Genomic DNA, 16220 nt, shown 5'->3' with positions numbered 1-16220 from the left:
GTGCTTTCATAAGCAGCCGTCTTTTCCTTCACCGCCTTAACGACGTCACTCAAGCTGTTAAACGACATTTCTCAGAATCCTATGGTTGATCTTGTGCGTGGCAGGTGACCTCCACTCGGATTAGCATAGCCATAAACTCCGTTTTGTATAGACCATTTAATATTTTCGTCCGGCATACCGCTTAGGAAAATATACGTTTAGCCCAAAAACTAACGGCTTGACGGGCCAGAAAACGACCGCGCCTCGATCCGGAAACTGAAATATTCCTCTAACATCATTCCAAAATTGCACAAAAATAGACAAATACGCCTTTTTGTATGGGAATTTTCTTTCGCTCAGCGCCGATTAAGGCGATTTCGTCGTTGCGACCAGCCGAGCAACCTCTATGGTATATACCTATTCGGGGCGCGGTCTCACTGGCTCGAATTTTTCTTCGGAGCGCGCTGAAAATGGGAAGATTGATCGATATCGCGTGGCCGGAACTTCAGATCACGGTCGTGGCTGAATTGGCGGATGATGATAACCCTGAATTGTGCGAGGAATTTTGGCAGGACCTGCCATTCAAGGTGATGCAGGCTCATCCCGTCGTTTCCGGCGAGTCCTTATATGCTTGGACGCCGACGATCAGCACCGCGCCGGTGCGGCTGCGTCGGCGGATCGTCGATTGTGCCGTTGGGGATCTGAGATACTCCCAGGCGACCGGCAATAAGTTTTCCATTCAGTATGGCAAGGGCCTTGAGCCCCTGGCGCAGCCGGTGCTGGGACAGGTACGTCCGGAATACCACCATCTGCTTCCCATCGTCGGCAAAGCCATCTGGAACAATCTGTTCTTCGCGAAGGAGAGGATCTTCGTAGAGGTAAGGCCACACGATCCCGCGGAAGCCTTCAATGGACAGGGCCGCTTCGGAAACCTCAAGGGCGTCGCAGCCGAGTTCTACGCCGAAGCCAAGCGCATCCAGACGGTAGAGCCGGAGGATCTGCGTAAGATCCGAACGGGACAGATCGGCGATACCGGGACCTACGGTCAGTTTTTCACTGCCTGGGACTTCGCCAACGGCATGCTCCGCGACTATATCATGTACACCGCCTACCCGCTCCTCAAACTTATCGATACGCTCTCGCACGACGACTTTGTGGCCGCCGTTGAAGCATTCGATCCCGCGTATTCGGAGTATCTCGGCTATTCCGGTCTTAACACGCTGCTGGATTTCTCGAACAAACTTCGTATGGCGATGAAGCAGACGGACGACAAGGAAGAACTCAAAACACTGCTCCGCACCTTCATTATGTATGGCAATCGCCTATGCGCGTGGTCCTACCATTACTTCCCGTGGTATCTAGGAATGTTCTACGGGCGAGCCGTCAACGGGCAAGAGTTTCACGGTCGTTTCAATCCGGTTCAGTGAACATAATCAATCCGTTGCCACCACGACGGCATTAGAGCGGCACCTCTTTAGAGCCGCTGTTCGTATTTTTGCTGCGCGGCGCTTTACATTTGGTCCATTTTCGTATTGGTATATACAAAATAGAGGACGCATGGCTATTATGTATGCCTCTGGATCTCCTGTCCCCCTAAAAGGTTCTAAACATGGCCCACGCGCTCGTTCCCGGAAAAGTCTCATTGGAAACCCTGGCTGCCGTTTATGATGGCACGCTCGCACCCGTGATCGATGCCGCGGCGCTGAAGAGAGTGCAGATATCCGCCGACAAGGTCGCCGAGATCGCTGGGGGAGATATCGCTCACTACGGCATCAATACCGGTTTCGGCAAACTGGCGAGTGTGCGCATTCCCGCCGACGACGTTGAAACCCTCCAGCGCAATCTGATCCTGTCACATTGCTGTGGGGTTGGAGCGCCACTCCCGGACGGTATCGTTCGCCTCATCATGACGCTGAAGTTGATCTCGCTCGGCAGGGGTGCATCAGGTGTGCGACCACAGGTCATAAACGTTCTCTCCGCGATGCTCGAAAAGAATGTTCTCCCTATTATTCCGGAGAAAGGTTCGGTCGGAGCCTCCGGTGACCTTGCTCCGCTCGCCCATATGACTGCGGCGCTGATCGGCGAAGGTCAGGCGAAGTTCGACGGTGAGGTCATGCCAGCCAAAGAGGCATTGGCAAAGGCGGGCCTCACCCCTATCGTCTTGAAGGCCAAAGAAGGTCTTGCCATGATCAATGGCACCCAAACCTCGACGGCGCTGGCATTGGCCGGCCTCTTTCGCGCCCACCGAGCTCTCATTTCATCCCTCATTTCCGGCGCGCTATCGACGGACGCCGCAATGGGTTCCACTGCGCCGTTCCATCCAGAAATCCACACCCTGCGCGGCCACCAGGGCCAGATCGACGTGGCCAGCGCGCTGAGCAGGCTGTTGGCGGGTTCCGAAATCCGCGCTAGCCATGAAGAGGGGGATGAGCGGGTACAAGATCCGTATTGCCTTCGCTGCCAGCCTCAGGTCGCCGGCGCCTGCCTCGATCTGCTACGTCAAGCCGCCGCCACGTTGATGATCGAAGCCAATGCCGCGACGGACAACCCGCTCGTCCTGTCCGACGGCACGATCGTATCCGGTGGCAACTTCCACGCCGAGCCAGTAGCATTTGCGGCGGACCAGATTGCAATCGCCGTCTGCGAGATCGGCGCGATCGCTCAGCGCCGCATTGCGCTGCTTGTCGATCCGGTCCTGAGCTATGGCCTGCCGGCGTTTCTTACGCCGAAGCCGGGCCTCAACTCGGGTTTCATGATCGCGGAGGTAACCTCGGCCGCGCTGATGTCAGAGAACAAGCAGATGTCGCATCCGGCATCTGTCGACTCGACCCCTACCTCGGCTAACCAGGAAGACCACGTGTCGATGGCCTGCCATGGCGCGCGGCGTCTCCTGCAGATGACCGACAATCTCTTTTCGATTGTGGGCATCGAGGCGCTGAGCGCAGCCCAGGGTATTGACTTGAGAACGCCACTCACCTCCAGTTCGGAGCTCGATGCAGTTCGCAAGGTTATTCGCACCGCCGTGCCGAAACTCGAAGACGACCGATACATGGCCGAAGACCTCAAGCGCGCGACGGAGCTCGTTGCGACCGGCCGCCTGGCAACGCCCGTTTCGAAGGATGTTTTGCCGTTGCTCTAATATTCGACTGAATAAGCCGGGAAGGGGCGGCTCCCTGCGTTCCCTTCCCGACGTTCAGAAAGTTTATTGAGCTGTTGCGATGAGCACGGTTGGTATACGGCCAAAGCACCATATGTTATAGACCAATAAAAGGTTTGTAATACAGGTGAAAGAGGTACGACTGGTGACTGATGCTCGCTTCCTTAACAATGAATCGACCAGCAATGGATGAAGTCGCGACAGACAAACAGGCGTCGTCGCGTTATCTGGAGATTCAGCGTGACATCGAAAACAAGATAGCCACTGGCGAGTGGGGCTCCGGCTTCCGCATCCCGCCTGAGCGCGAGTTGGTTGATATTTACAATTGTTCCCGCATGACGGTGAACAAGGCCCTGTCGAGCCTTGCAGCCTCGGGCATGATTTCGAGAAAGCGCCGCTCCGGCTCCTTCGTCGCGCCGCCGCGTATTGAAGAGCCGCTGATGCATATTCAGGATATCCGCGCAGAAGTGCTGGCAATCGACAGGACCTATACGTTCGAGATTACCGATCGCAGCATCCGAAAGGCCACCGACGCGCTCGATGCGCGGCATGTAGGAGTCCCGGTTGGCACACGGCTCCTAACCCTCGAAGTTATGCACTATGCCGACAATCTTCCGTTCACAATGGAAACGCGGCAGATCAATCTTGACGCCGTTCCACAGGCCGAACGCCAACAGTTCAAAGACGAACCGCCTGGAAGCTGGCTGCTTCAGAACATCCCTTTTACTGAAGGCGAGCATTCAATCCGCGCCGTGTCGGCTGATACGATCCTGGCGAGGAGGCTACAGGTGGTCGAGCGCACGGCCTGCATTTCGATTGCGCGCCGGACTTGGCTGGAGGGCGACTTAATCACATTCGTGCGCCTGATCTACCCTGGCGACCGTCACCGGTTCGTCGTCCGCTTCAAACCGAATACGCTTCCCGTCGGTCCATAAGCGGCGACTTCGAACGATAAGGAACAAGCAGCGCCCTGTGGCGCTGTTTTTTGTGACAAGAAGTGCCGCCAAGAATCCGAGGCGGCATCCACTTCAAAAAAACTATGCACCCAATTTAATAAAACTGCACTACGCAACTCTGATGCTCTGTCTCAAGATAGCTCATCAAACGCTGAATGCAGATGACTTGCCGACGTGGCCCCACGGGCCATGCAGGTATCGTTTTGCCTTCAGACAAGTGAGGAAATGGGAAATATTCGATGGCACTGGTTAGGATTGGCGTGGATATTGGTGGCACCTTCACCGACTTCGTAGGATGGCGAGCGGATTCCGGAAAAGGGATCAAGCGCCTGAAGGTGCCCTCTACTCCACCGAATTTCGCACAGGGTTTCCAAAACGGTTTCGAGCCGCTACTGGAGGCGCTTGAGGTTGAGGATGGCGACGAAGTCATCGTCATGCACGGAACGACGGTCAGCACGAACACTGTGATCGAACGCTCGGCTGAACCGGTAGCGCTATTCGTAACGGAAGGCTTCAGGGACATCCTTGAGCTGCAGCGACTGCGTCTGAAGAACCCGATCGATCTCTTTTCATCGCGCGCCCTGCCGCTGGTGCCCAGAAACCTGGTCTTCGAGGTTCCCGAACGATTGAGCGCGGATGCCGAGGTGTTGACCGTGGTAGACGAAGGCGCAGTCAGGAAGGCCGTAGCCGCGGTTCGCGCCGAAGGTGTGTCCTCCATAGCAGTAGTCCTCCTGCACAGCTTCCGCGATCCTACACATGAGCGAAAGGTCCGCGACATCATCACGGCGGCGGCACCTGAAATCGATGTCTGCATATCGAGCGACATCTGGCCTCGCATGGGCGAATACGAGCGTGCGGTCAACGCAACCCTGAACGTCTACGTCAAGCCGCGTGTAAAGTCCTATCTCCACGACATTGAGCAGTATGTGAACTCGCGCCTGACTTCGGCGCGCCTCTACGTGACACGGTCAAACGGCGGCGCGCTTGGCCTCGCCGACGCCATGAACTTTCCGGTGCATACCCTATTGTCCGGTCCTGCTTCCGGCATCACCGCCGCCCAAACCATCGCCAGCACCAATAAGCATGAATATATGCTGACCTTCGACATGGGCGGCACAAGTACGGACGTCTCTTTGGTCCGCCAGGGCCAACCAACGGTAACGGCACAAGGCGCGGTCGGCGATTTCCCGATCACCCTGCCCGTTACCGAAATTGAAGCGATCGGCGCCGGCGGCGGTTCTCTGGTGCGGTTGAATGGTCCTGCATTGCGAGTCGGTCCGGAGAGTGCCGGCGCTTTTCCTGGACCGGCTGCATTTGCCCGCGGCGGCGACATGCCGACGGTTACGGATGCCTACCTCCTGTGCGGTTATCTGAACGCCGAGAATTTCCTCGGGGGCGCGATGCGCCTCGATGTCGATCGCGCCGCTTCTGCTTACTCCTCCGTGGCGCAGCAGCTCGGCGTCTCGACTGCCGAAGCGGCTGACGCGTGCTTGTCGGTGACTACCTCCAATATGGTAAGCCGCATTCTGCCCTATCTTGCCGCCCATGGCCTCGACCCGCAAAACGTCACCCTCGTGCTATTCGGCGGCAATGGTGCGCTACATGGTCCGCTTCTGGCCGATGAGGTCGGCATCAATTCGATCATCGTGCCGCCCGCTCCCTCGGTCTTCTGCGCTCGGGGCGGGGTCGTGACTTCACTTACACACGATGTCATTGCGGTGATCCAGGGTTCGACCGTCACCGACGAACTCGTGGCGGCGGAATTCGAAAAGCTCAAGGATGAGACCCTGGTCTGGTTATCGAACCAGATCGACGGATCCCGACTGGTTTCGGTGGAACACGAGTTCTGGGCCGAGCTGAGATATAGGGGACAGTCATTCCAAGTCGCGGTCGCAGTGCCTGTCAGTCATGGCAGATTTCCCGATCTTACGTCTATTGCCAATCGTTTCCATGATGAGCATCTGCGGCTTTACAGCCATTGCGACACGGCTGCGCCAGTGGAGTTCGTTGAACTGCGCGTGCGTGTCCGGGGCAGTCTGCCTATGCCTCCAGACGAGCACGCTCCACTTGGGCCTCGTGCTGAAATTGCGCCCGTTGGGCAGCGCGACATCCGCATTGCCGGAAAGCTCCATCCTTCCGCCAGCACCTATCGGCGCAAGGACCTGACTGTCGGCAGCACGGTCAAGGGGCCGTGCGTCATCGAGGAGGACGATTCTACCGTCCTCGTACCAGCAGCATTTCACGCGAGCGCCCTCGCAACCGGCGCACTCGCACTGACGCGGAGGCAGTAAAAATGGATCCCGTACAAACTGCAATCATGGCGAACCGGTTCAACGCGATCGTCGAAGAAGCATCCTCGACCCTTCAGCGTACGGCTCACACAACCTTCGTGAAGCTCGTTCAGGATTTCCAGTGCGCATTGGCAAATGCTGAGGGTGAAGCATTCGCCTACCCCGTAAATACCGGTGTCAGCGCCTTCATCGGACTGTCGGTCAAGGGCGGTCTCGGTGATATCCCAATTTCCTCCCTGAAGCCTGGAGACTGCATCATAACCAATGATCCATTCTCAAGCGACGGCATGGTCACCCATATGATGGATGTGTCGCTGGTGCATCCGATCTTCCGCGACGGCCGGCTCATAGCGCTGGCATGGGCCTTCGTGCATGCCTCAGACATCGGCGGCGCGGTTCCCGGAAGCATAGCGCCGACACTTACGGAAACATTTCAGGAGGGGCTGAGGCTCCGCCCCGTGCTTCTGTATCGCGAGGGAGTTCTCAACGAGGCCGTCAGAAACATTTTGCTCGATAACAGCCGCATCTCATCGGAGCTGTGGGGCGATATCCAAGCAATGTTCTCTGCTATGAAGAGCATGGATGTGCGTCTCGGCCAACTCTGTGATCGGTATTCGACGCAGGAAGTCATCGACGGGATGGATGCAACGCTCGCCCTATCAGAAGCGAGGGCCCGGGAGGTTATCGCCGAAATTCCCGACGGAATTTACGAGTTCGCCGACTACATTGAGGGTATGAAGGCCGGTGAATTCATCAATATCCATGCGAAGATGACGGTCACCGGCAGCGATTTACTGTTTGATTTTACCGGAACGGATCCTCAGGTCCTCGCAGCCTTCAACTATGTCACTGGCTCGACCACACATCCCTATACCCTGCAATCGCTAATCTACTATATCCTGACAAAGGCGCCAGACGCTCCCCGGAACCGTGGCCTTCTGCGGCCGGTCAAGATCATCGCTCCCCGCGGAACGATCATCAATGCGAACTTCCCAGCCGCCGGCGGATCACGCGTCACCGCGTCGACCCGCGTCTACGACGTTGTGCTTGGTTGCTTGAACGCCGCAATCCCCGGAGGACTGGCCGCAGCTGGCCCGGGTATGTCGGGGATCATCGTGGTCACCGGACGCGACCGTCTTCATGGCGGCAAGCGTGTGAGCGTGATCAATCCAATTTGCGGCGGCGGTGGCGGTAAAATAGGACACGACGGTATCGATGGCGTCGACAACCGGTCGGGCTCACTTTTGACCGTGCCGGCGGAGACTATCGAAGTCGAAACTATCATGCGCGTTCAACGATACGGCCTTGTCATCGACAGCCAGGCACCGGGTCGTTGGCGCAGCGGCGCCTCGGTGGTCCTGGATCTGGAGAACACCGACGTTGAGGCCGTCATGACGGTGCGCGGCATGGATCGGCTCAAATTCACTCCATGGGGTATCATGGGCGGCGAAGCCGGATCCCTCGCGCGCGTCATCGTCAACCCCGACACGAAGGATGAACGTGAGATCGGCAAGATTGACGTTCTCCACTTCAAGCGGGGTGACGTCGTCCGCCTGATCACTCCGGCGGGGGGCGGGTTTGGGCCAGCGTCAGAGAGAGATCCCGAGCTTGTGCTCGCGGACGTAAAGCGGGGCGTCGTCTCAGCTGAAAAAGCTCGCGCGGCCTACGGGGTGGTAATTCGCGATGACTTCACGATCGATATGAAGGCCACTGAGGCAGCCAGGTCGGCCATGATCAAGGGCAACAACCGATTCTCGCATTGTGAAACGCGACAGGCGTTCGACGCCATCTGGCCCATCGACGTCCGGGCTGCCCTGGCCGTCCGTTCTTTTGATTATGACGCTTCGGTCAGAGCAACCCTCGTACGCAATACGGTTTCGCGCTTCATCAAGGAAAGCAAAAGAGCGACGCTCGATTTAATCCCGAATGCACTCGCGGAGGAAAACCGGCTTTTGCAGCAATGACAGCTTAGCGGTGCGTCCATGACAACAACAGCGGAGAATAGCCAGCGACCATCGCCCATTGCCGAAACCAAAACACCTGGACGTAATTCTCGATCACAGGAGATGCGTCCCGCGTAGTGAAAACGATCTAACATCGTGAAGAAGAAAGGGGAATACAATGAGAATTCGTTCTTACGCATTGATCGTGAATCTACTTCTTGCCGGAGTCTGTATCGCACCGGCAGCAAAGGCGGCGGAGCCATCCGAAGGCAAAGCATATGAAAACAGCCAGGCGGCTTCGGGAATCACGAAGAGCGTCGAGCCAACCGAAAAACTGGCGAAGGCCGGCAAGATTGTCATGTGCACCGAACTCGGCAATCCCCCCGGCGGCTTCCTGGATGAAGACGGCGTCACGCCGAAAGGCTTCAATGTTGACGTAATGTCGGCGATTGGCCCGGCGATGGGTATCAAAACCGAAGTCGTCCACTATCCGTTCGCCAGTATCTTCGCTGCTTTGGACACGGGTAAATGCGATGCAGTCATGTCGAACAATTCGAAAAGTCTAGCTCGCGTCGCAAAATACAATTTCGTGGAGTACGTGCGCGAGCGGATGGGCCTCCTTGTCCCGAAAGGAAACCCCCTCAATATCAAGACTTACGAGGATCTTTCAGGACACCGCGTCGCGGTTCTGGTCTCGAGCACCAACGAACGCCTACTGAAGGAAGCCAACACCAAGGTCAGCGCCGAAGGCAAGCCACCGATCGAGATCCAGTCCTATCCGCAGAATACGGTCACGTTCCGGCAGCTCGATCTGAAACGTGTGGACGCTTTCGTGAGCGACGCGATGACACTCTCCTACTTCAAGAAGCTCACCGGCGATAAATATGAGATCGGCGGTCTACCGATCGACCCCCTCACCATCGGTATTGTGCTTCGCAAGGACGACCCTGCGCTGCAAGAAGCCGTACGCAAGGCTTATGTCTCTCTCTACGAAAGCGGCTATGTCGAGCAGGCCGCCAAGACCTGGGGCATGGACGGCCATGTCGAGCTTTGCCGCAACGACAAGCAGTGCCCATGATTTTCCGCAGATGCCCAACGCTCGATAGGTTCGAGTAGGTGTACACTCCTGGCCTGCCGCTTCGGCGGCAGCCCTCCGCGCAAGAGGTAAGGTCCTCGGCAACGGAACTCGAACACAATAAGAAACGGGGACATTATCGACATGCAGTTCGATATCGCCTTTTTCCTGGATTTTGTCTTCAATCCCCGGCCCGCCCTTCTGCGCGGTCTGCTCACGACGGTTCTGGTCGCGTTCGCGTCCATGGTCATCGGTGTGGTGTTGGGGCTTGTCTTGTCCCTGTTCGGACTATCACGATGGCGCGTGCTCCGCTGGTTCAACAGCGCCTACATCTTCGTGTTTCGCGGCACACCGCTCCTTGTGCAGGTCATTCTGATCTATTTCGGCCTCCCCTATCTGACGAATGTCGATCTTTTTCCGCAGGACGTGCATCTGTTCGGCTTCATTTCGATCAGCGGGGCGATTGTCGCGGGGGTGACCGCCTTCGCGCTCCATGAGGCGGCATACTTCAGCGAAATTTCTCGCGGCGCTATCGCTTCGGTCGACCATGGCCAGTGGGATGCCGGCAGGGCCGTCGGCATGACGCCGGGGCTTCTCATGCAGCGGATCATTCTGCCACAGGCAATTCGCATCATGTTGCCTCCACTTGGCAATCAGATGAACGGCATGTTCAAGGCGACATCGTTGCTGTACCTGATCGCGGTTCCAGAGATGCTGTTTATCACCGACGCAGTGAATTCAGTGACCTACAAAACCTTCGAGGTCTATCTCGGCGTATCGATCTACTACCTCGCGCTCACAACCGCTTGGAGCTTTCTCCAAGAAGCATTGGAGAAGCGTTATTCAAAGGGCTTCGTTTCGATATGACCTGGTCCGCACCCAATTCGGCGAGCGTAGTCGCTCGAACGCCACTCGGTCTCATGAAGGCGGCGAAGTTGCTCCGGGAGCTCAATCATGAACTTTGACCTGCACTATTTCCTCGAGCTGGTTTTCTCGCCACCACCGCAGCTTATATATGCTGTCTGGCTCACCGTCTCCGTCACTCTCACATCAATGGCGGTCGGGATCATTGCGGGACTGTTCCTGGCACTATTCGGACTGAGCCTGTATGGCGCGCTTAGAGGTTTCAACTGGCTTTACGTCTGGTTCTTCCGAGGAACTCCTATCCTCGTGCAGTTGTTTCTAATCTATTTTGGGCTGCCCTACCTGATCGGTGTTGACATCTTCCCGTCGACAATCACGACGCCGGCGTTTTCCATCAGCGGAGCGATTGTCGCTGGCATATTCGCATTCAGCTTGCACGAAGCAGCATATATGAGCGAGATCACGCGGGCCGGCATCCGATCGGTCGAGAAAGGACAAAGCGAGGCCGCACAGGCATTGGGCATGTTGCCGTCGTTGGCGATGCGCCGGATCATCCTCCCCCAGGCGCTTCGCATCATCCTCCCCTCGCTCGGAAACCAATGCAACATGATGTTCAAGACCACTGCGTTCCTGAGCGTCATCGCCGTTCCAGAACTCGTACACGTCGCCGACAGCCTGCGATCGCAAAACTTCAAGACCTTCGAAGTTTATGCGGCGATCTCCGTCTACTATCTCGTGCTGACCGGGGTGTGGACCGTCCTTCAACAATGGATCGAGAACCGGCTGTCCTGGAGTCCTCGCACTGCTGCGCGCGAGCCCGAGTCGAACGCCCCCAACCTGTTACAGATGGAAACCTGAAATGGCCGATCAATCCAAAGCCAGCGTGGCACCTGCCGTGGAACTCCGCGGCGTAAGCAAGTCGTTCGGTACCCTGAGCGTGTTCAAGAATGTTTCAATGACGGTCCAACCTAAGGAGACCGTTGTCGTCATCGGTCCGTCCGGCTCCGGCAAAACGACGCTTATCCGTTGTATCAATCATCTGGAGCAAATCCAGAGCGGTGAGATCTACCTGAATGGCGCACTTGTGAGCAACAAGCTCGCAGGCGGTAAAAAGGTCCCACTCAGCGAGAAGGAAAAGGCCGCAATCCGCAGGAATGTTGGCATGGTTTTCCAGCGCTTCAATCTATTTCCGCATCTGACCGCTCTGCAGAACATCATCGAGGCTCCCGTTCATGTTCTAAAGCGCCCGAGGCAAGAGGCGATCCAGGAAGGAATTGCCCTGCTGGAGCGCGTCGGATTGGCCGATAAGCGAGATCAGTATCCCGCGCAACTCTCGGGTGGCCAGCAGCAGCGTGTAGCAATTGCTCGCGTTCTCGCGATGAAGCCCGAGATTGTTCTTTTTGACGAGCCGACCAGCGCACTTGATCCGGAAATGGTCGGCGAAGTTCTCTCTGTCATGAAAGAACTCGCCGGCAAGGGCATGACCATGATCGTCGTCACTCACGAAATGGGTTTCGCACGAGAGGTGGCCGACCGAGTCGTTGTGATGGATAAGGGCTCCATCATTGAACAGGGGCCACCAGAGCAGATTTTTGGTCGCCCCCAAAACGCTCGCACGGCCGAATTCCTGGAGCGAATCTCCTAAACAGTTGGCGAATTACGGCCGGCGTCTCCGCTAGGTGCCCAAGACATGGCCTGTTTTCTTCATTTCCAAGGCGCACAAGTCCGAACATTGTCATGTCCATAACAGCCGAGCTTTCCGACTTCATCGCCCATGTGCGGGAAGTGCCTCAGTCTGTGTCCGAGCGCGCAAAGATCCATGTGGCCGACACACTCGCTTGCATATATGCTGGCACGGCGTCTCGGCCTGTAGAAATTCTCGTTGCAGTATGCGCACCAGGGAACGATCGGGAGGGCATTCCCGTCCCTGGTCTAGGTTGCTGGAGCGATCCTGCACTGGCGGCTCTTCTGACCGGCACCTGCGCGCATGCAGACGACTTTGATGATACGAGCGAGTTCTCGATGAATGGCCATCCGAGTGCCCCGATCGTCAGTGCGCTGCTGCCGACGGCCTTCGAAACGCAAGCGAGCGGCCGGGCATTCCTGCGGTCCTATGCAGTCGGGATCGAGATCGCCTGCAAGCTTGGCATCGCAGTGGGCAGCGCACATACGCGCCAAGGGTGGCATACGATGTCGACGCTCGGGACTCTCGCAGCTGCCGGCGCTGCGGCCAACTTGCGTGGCCTCGACGCGCGCCAAACGGAGCACGCACTCGCGATCGCGTGCTCCTTTGCCGGGGGCATCCTTGGCAACACCGGAACGATGACGAAGAGTTTGCATTGCGGCCGGGCCGCTCAAGCTGGCTTCCTTGCTGCAAAGCTGGCAGAAAGCGACTTCACGGCCGGATCTGGCATCCTTGAGGCACCATCCGGTTTCCTGGATGCATTCACAGGCGGATCAGCAGCAACGTTGCCAGCTCTCGGCAACCCTTGGGAACTTGTTACCCCCGGCCTTGCAGTAAAGCTTTATCCTTGCTGCAGCTGCACCCATCTTGCAATTGATGGCGCATTGACGATCCGAGCGCTGTCTGGTTTCGACATCAAAGCGATCGAACGGATCAACTGTTTCGTCCGCGACGAGTGCATCCGCTATCTGCGCTTTCCGAAGCCGAGAACGGGAATCGAGGCGAAGTTCAGCATGAACTATACGGTGGCGACCGCCCTGCTCCAAGGCGAGTTAACGCTGAACGATTTTGAAACGAACGCCATCGCACATGAGGACGTTTCCGAGCTATTGGTCAAGGTGGCGATGTTCGCGCGGAGTGAGGATTCGGACAACCCCGACATCGAAGTGGTCTTCCTGGACGGAAAGCGACTGGCCGAGCGGCGGCGTGTGCCGCGAGGGGCGCCCGACGATCCAGCCGGATGGGAGGAAATCACCAGGAAACTGGCGGGAGGCATTTCCCGCGCAAGGCAGTCGAGGGTGGCCGATTTCGGAAAGCATGTTTGGGCGATCCGTGATCTGGACAAGGCAACCCGGTTGTCCGATATCTTTTCAGCATAGGGTCTCCAGAGCTCGCGCAAGGTTCTGATGCGCACATTCATCCGAGGTTAGTATGCCCAAGATCGACTTTCCGCATCTGGCAGCTTTCGTTGTCAGTTGCGACAGTCCAACGATGGCGCATGCGGCCGCGAAGCTTGGTCTCACACCATCGGCATTGAGTGCCAAGCTCAGCACGCTCGAAGCCCAGATTGGAGTGACGCTTTTTGGTCGCAAAGGGCGTAACTCCTTTCCGCTACGCTCGGCGGTCTGGCTGTACAATCGCAGTGTTCGTCTCCTCCTTGCCGAGGAATATTTGAGTCATGCCAAACTTGGCGGCAGCGCGGCGCCTTCGGCGCCCGTCATCCTCAAATTAGACGTTGACTATACCTGGACAGCAATTTCCTACGCTGTAATCACGGCGATCCGCCGCTTCCATTCCAAACCCGACCACCCTTATGTAGACTTGATCTTCACGGGTACTGGCGCCTTCGGAATGCAGAACGGTCCCAGCCATCTTCTGTCAGACGCGGTGCCACTCGGGCAGCTCAAGATCCAACATACCATCGGTACTGGGGTATCCGGACCTTCTGTTGTCGTTGCTCCAGACCATTGGACGAGGCTGACCCATACGGTTGGGGAGCGACCCGAGCGTGGTGACATTGCTCCAAAAACCGAAATTCCCGATCTGCCGGGTACACTGCAAAGCGACACGAAATTCGACCGCTCCAGCGGTATCGCGACATCACGGATTTCCACCACCGATCGAAGTCTGCAGGATCTCCGAGGGCTCATCGACGACATCCGCAAGTCGGATCTACTTCTGCCCCAACTGACTGTACCCCAGCGTCTTCGCATCCAGGGCATCACTGCGGTTCCGGTAATTCGCAGTCCGTCGTGCTGCGTGACCGCAGAGCTCTCTAACGACCATGAACTTCTGTTAAATCTGCTAAATGATGTCCGCAAAGGCGTCGAGGCCCCTTCGGGCTGGTCCGAAGCCACGAATTTCCATCCCAAGGTTAGCCTGAAGCAGATTTCTACCGTGAATCGTGTGGTGCAGACCGGCAGCATGGCGAGCGCTGCCCGCGTCGCCGGACGGACTGCTCCGATGATACCGGCCCAGCTTGAACAGATCGAATATGCGCTCGGGACAAGGCTTATCGACCGGAAGAAGACCGGTTCTGAACCGACCGATGATGCTGAAAGGCTGCATTCGCTGTTTGTCGGCGTTGAGAGGGCTTTCAACGACACTCTGGGCGAACGAAGCCACATAGCTGCGGCCTTTGAACAATCAATTCGGATTGCGTTACCGGTGAGTTGGAGCGCAGATTCCTTGACGTCCGAATGCATGGCCGTGGCGCTTAGCGCATTTCACAATGAATTTCCGAACTGCCAAATCGAGGTTGTGGAGGGCCCTCGACATGTACTGCATCATGGCGTTCTAACCGGCCGTTTCAATATTGCTGTCGTTGGTAGGATCGATCCGCAAGTAGGCTCTCTACTAATTGGCCGCAGCGAAGACGTCGTCCTGATCGTCAATAGGAAGCTGAATTTTGCGCCTCAGGCCGAGAGAGTTTCGGCAGACGAGCTGAGGAGCATCCCGCTCCTTCTGGCACCTTCACAGCTCACAATGCATCAAACTCTTCTGACGGCACTTGCGAAGTCTACTGTGCAGCTCGAGCCGGTAATGCGGTTGGGTTCGGTACCTCTGATCGTCTCGGTTTTGCGTCGTTCACCTCTTGGCACGATCTTGCCAGCGTCGGTGATGATCAAGGAGATCGAGGCAGGGATCGTGGACACGTTCTCTCTCGACCATTTAGTCCCGCCGCGGCGACTATGGGCAATATTCTCCACCTCCACGCCGCTTAACGAGACTGAACGTGCTTTGATCAGCCACGTAAAGGAAGCGTTTCAGGAGGCTAATTCATCCAACGGCAGAGTTGTACCTTAACTTATAGAGGGTACAGCCTGCGACAGCTTCGCGCGTTACAGCACATGAGCTGGTGGTGAGGACAATGCGCTTAGCGGCTCACAACGGGGCAAGGTCAGCGCGCCCGACGCATGTCTACACGATCGATTATGTTGCTTCGCTGATCGGCGAGAACCTCGAACTCCTCCAGGAAATCGCCAGCAACTCAGACAATATCGATTACGGCGAGATGATCCATGCCCATGACGGCAGCCAAGAGGGCGTCACGACCTTCACCGACCGGGGCATCGAGAGCTTAAAGGAATTCCTCGCCGGTATCCGCACCTGCGAGGGCGGTGTCCGGCAATTCCGCGTCGATGAGCAATGTGATCCCGAAAGGATCGAACGCATCATGGCAGACGAGCCGAGATCATAAACCCCGCGGCCTACGCCGGATGGATACGGCTCATCGGCAAGGTAGGTCCTCGTAGCCATATGTCGCTGCAGACCCGTGCAGAGACAACCTCTCAAATCAGGCAAGCGCGGAGCAATGTTAATGAACTGACGAACTGACGAACTGACGAACTGACGAACTGACGAACTGACGAACTGACGAACTGACGAACTGACGAACTGACGAACTGACGAACTGACGAACTGACGAACTAGACAAGGGGATATATCCTGTCAAATAACAATCTCATGTTAGGTAATAATATCACCCAATCAACGCGGCCACGCAATTAACCTGGTGGGCCCCTGCAATTATAGTTACGTGGGCGGCCCGCCCAATATTTAGAAGGCCCACCCAGATTTCGGCGAAATTGCTCCATACCTTTTTCCACTATAAGTATCGTGCCTGCCCACCCTGCAATCCCACCCTTTCCTAACATCATCTATTTGCTTCCACCTTCTTGTTCATAACACATGGCCTGCAGGCAAGTCGCTCCCGACCTCCGACAGCTCGTTGCAGAGATCACGCTTTCAACAAAGGCAATCCTCCATAT

At 56.8% G+C, this 16220-nt stretch carries 12 protein-coding genes; all 12 read left to right on the top strand.

The window, feature by feature from the left end:
- Window positions 1-458: 458 nt before the first annotated feature.
- The 12 genes from EXN68_RS27165 to EXN68_RS27110 all read left to right on the top strand — a co-directional run bounded on the left by EXN68_RS27165 (window position 459) and on the right by EXN68_RS27110 (window position 15649).
- A complete protein-coding gene (locus tag EXN68_RS27165; protein ID WP_204814888.1) occupies window positions 459-1406 on the top strand; it encodes a cucumopine synthase-related protein in 948 nt (315 codons plus the stop codon).
- A gap of 182 nt (window positions 1407-1588) precedes the next feature.
- A complete protein-coding gene (hutH, locus tag EXN68_RS27160) occupies window positions 1589-3118 on the top strand; it encodes a histidine ammonia-lyase (RefSeq protein ID WP_012475925.1) in 1530 nt (509 codons plus the stop codon).
- A 203-nt stretch (window positions 3119-3321) separates the two neighbouring features.
- Window positions 3322-4071 (top strand): histidine utilization repressor, encoded by a 750-nt coding sequence (hutC, locus tag EXN68_RS27155; RefSeq protein ID WP_161596396.1) that lies wholly within the window; start codon window positions 3322-3324, stop codon window positions 4069-4071.
- Window positions 4072-4331: 260 nt separating this feature from the next.
- A complete protein-coding gene (locus EXN68_RS27150; protein WP_012475923.1) occupies window positions 4332-6383 on the top strand; it encodes a hydantoinase/oxoprolinase family protein in 2052 nt (683 codons plus the stop codon).
- Window positions 6384-6385: 2 nt separating this feature from the next.
- Window positions 6386-8347, top strand: coding sequence for a hydantoinase B/oxoprolinase family protein (locus EXN68_RS27145; RefSeq protein WP_077768164.1), 1962 nt, complete (start codon window positions 6386-6388; stop codon window positions 8345-8347).
- 157 nt (window positions 8348-8504) lie between these two features.
- Window positions 8505-9404: an ABC transporter substrate-binding protein gene (locus EXN68_RS27140; RefSeq protein ID WP_012475921.1), complete on the top strand. Its 900-nt coding sequence runs from the start codon at window positions 8505-8507 to the stop codon at window positions 9402-9404.
- A 141-nt stretch (window positions 9405-9545) separates the two neighbouring features.
- On the top strand, window positions 9546-10268 hold the full coding sequence (locus EXN68_RS27135; protein WP_012475920.1) for an amino acid ABC transporter permease: 723 nt from the start codon (window positions 9546-9548) through the stop codon (window positions 10266-10268).
- An 87-nt stretch (window positions 10269-10355) separates the two neighbouring features.
- On the top strand, window positions 10356-11123 hold the full coding sequence (locus EXN68_RS27130; RefSeq protein ID WP_012475919.1) for an amino acid ABC transporter permease: 768 nt from the start codon (window positions 10356-10358) through the stop codon (window positions 11121-11123).
- A gap of 1 nt (window position 11124) precedes the next feature.
- Window positions 11125-11910, top strand: coding sequence for an amino acid ABC transporter ATP-binding protein (locus EXN68_RS27125; RefSeq protein ID WP_077768165.1), 786 nt, complete (start codon window positions 11125-11127; stop codon window positions 11908-11910).
- 92 nt (window positions 11911-12002) lie between these two features.
- Window positions 12003-13328 carry an MmgE/PrpD family protein gene (locus EXN68_RS27120; protein WP_077768166.1) on the top strand — a complete coding sequence of 442 codons (1326 nt, stop codon included), beginning with the start codon at window positions 12003-12005 and terminating at the stop codon, window positions 13326-13328.
- Between the two features lie 52 nt (window positions 13329-13380).
- A complete protein-coding gene (locus EXN68_RS27115) occupies window positions 13381-15255 on the top strand; it encodes a LysR family transcriptional regulator (RefSeq protein WP_077768167.1) in 1875 nt (624 codons plus the stop codon).
- A 64-nt stretch (window positions 15256-15319) separates the two neighbouring features.
- Window positions 15320-15649, top strand: coding sequence for a hypothetical protein (locus EXN68_RS27110; protein WP_077768168.1), 330 nt, complete (start codon window positions 15320-15322; stop codon window positions 15647-15649).
- Window positions 15650-16220: the final 571 nt, after the last annotated feature.

Origin of the sequence: Martinezella rhizogenes (assembly GCF_007002745.1) — a bacterium.
Lineage (GTDB): Bacteria > Pseudomonadota > Alphaproteobacteria > Rhizobiales > Rhizobiaceae > Agrobacterium > Agrobacterium cucumeris.
The sequence above is the reverse complement of the archived record's forward strand: the minus strand, read 5'-3'. Positions and strand labels throughout refer to the sequence as shown.

What these genes read in the sequence shown, in the direction of transcription:
- EXN68_RS27120 (WP_077768166.1), top strand. Translation starts at nt 12,003, where the DNA reads ATGTCCATAACAGCCGAGCTTTCCGACTTCATCGCCCATGTGCGGGAA.
- EXN68_RS27145 (WP_077768164.1), top strand. Translation starts at nt 6,386, where the DNA reads ATGGATCCCGTACAAACTGCAATCATGGCGAACCGGTTCAACGCGATC.
- EXN68_RS27125 (WP_077768165.1), top strand. Translation starts at nt 11,125, where the DNA reads ATGGCCGATCAATCCAAAGCCAGCGTGGCACCTGCCGTGGAACTCCGC.
- EXN68_RS27110 (WP_077768168.1), top strand. Translation starts at nt 15,320, where the DNA reads ATGCGCTTAGCGGCTCACAACGGGGCAAGGTCAGCGCGCCCGACGCAT.
- EXN68_RS27140 (WP_012475921.1), top strand. Translation starts at nt 8,505, where the DNA reads ATGAGAATTCGTTCTTACGCATTGATCGTGAATCTACTTCTTGCCGGA.
- hutH (WP_012475925.1), top strand. Translation starts at nt 1,589, where the DNA reads ATGGCCCACGCGCTCGTTCCCGGAAAAGTCTCATTGGAAACCCTGGCT.
- EXN68_RS27130 (WP_012475919.1), top strand. Translation starts at nt 10,356, where the DNA reads ATGAACTTTGACCTGCACTATTTCCTCGAGCTGGTTTTCTCGCCACCA.
- EXN68_RS27115 (WP_077768167.1), top strand. Translation starts at nt 13,381, where the DNA reads ATGCCCAAGATCGACTTTCCGCATCTGGCAGCTTTCGTTGTCAGTTGC.
- EXN68_RS27135 (WP_012475920.1), top strand. Translation starts at nt 9,546, where the DNA reads ATGCAGTTCGATATCGCCTTTTTCCTGGATTTTGTCTTCAATCCCCGG.
- EXN68_RS27150 (WP_012475923.1), top strand. Translation starts at nt 4,332, where the DNA reads ATGGCACTGGTTAGGATTGGCGTGGATATTGGTGGCACCTTCACCGAC.
- hutC (WP_161596396.1), top strand. Translation starts at nt 3,322, where the DNA reads ATGGATGAAGTCGCGACAGACAAACAGGCGTCGTCGCGTTATCTGGAG.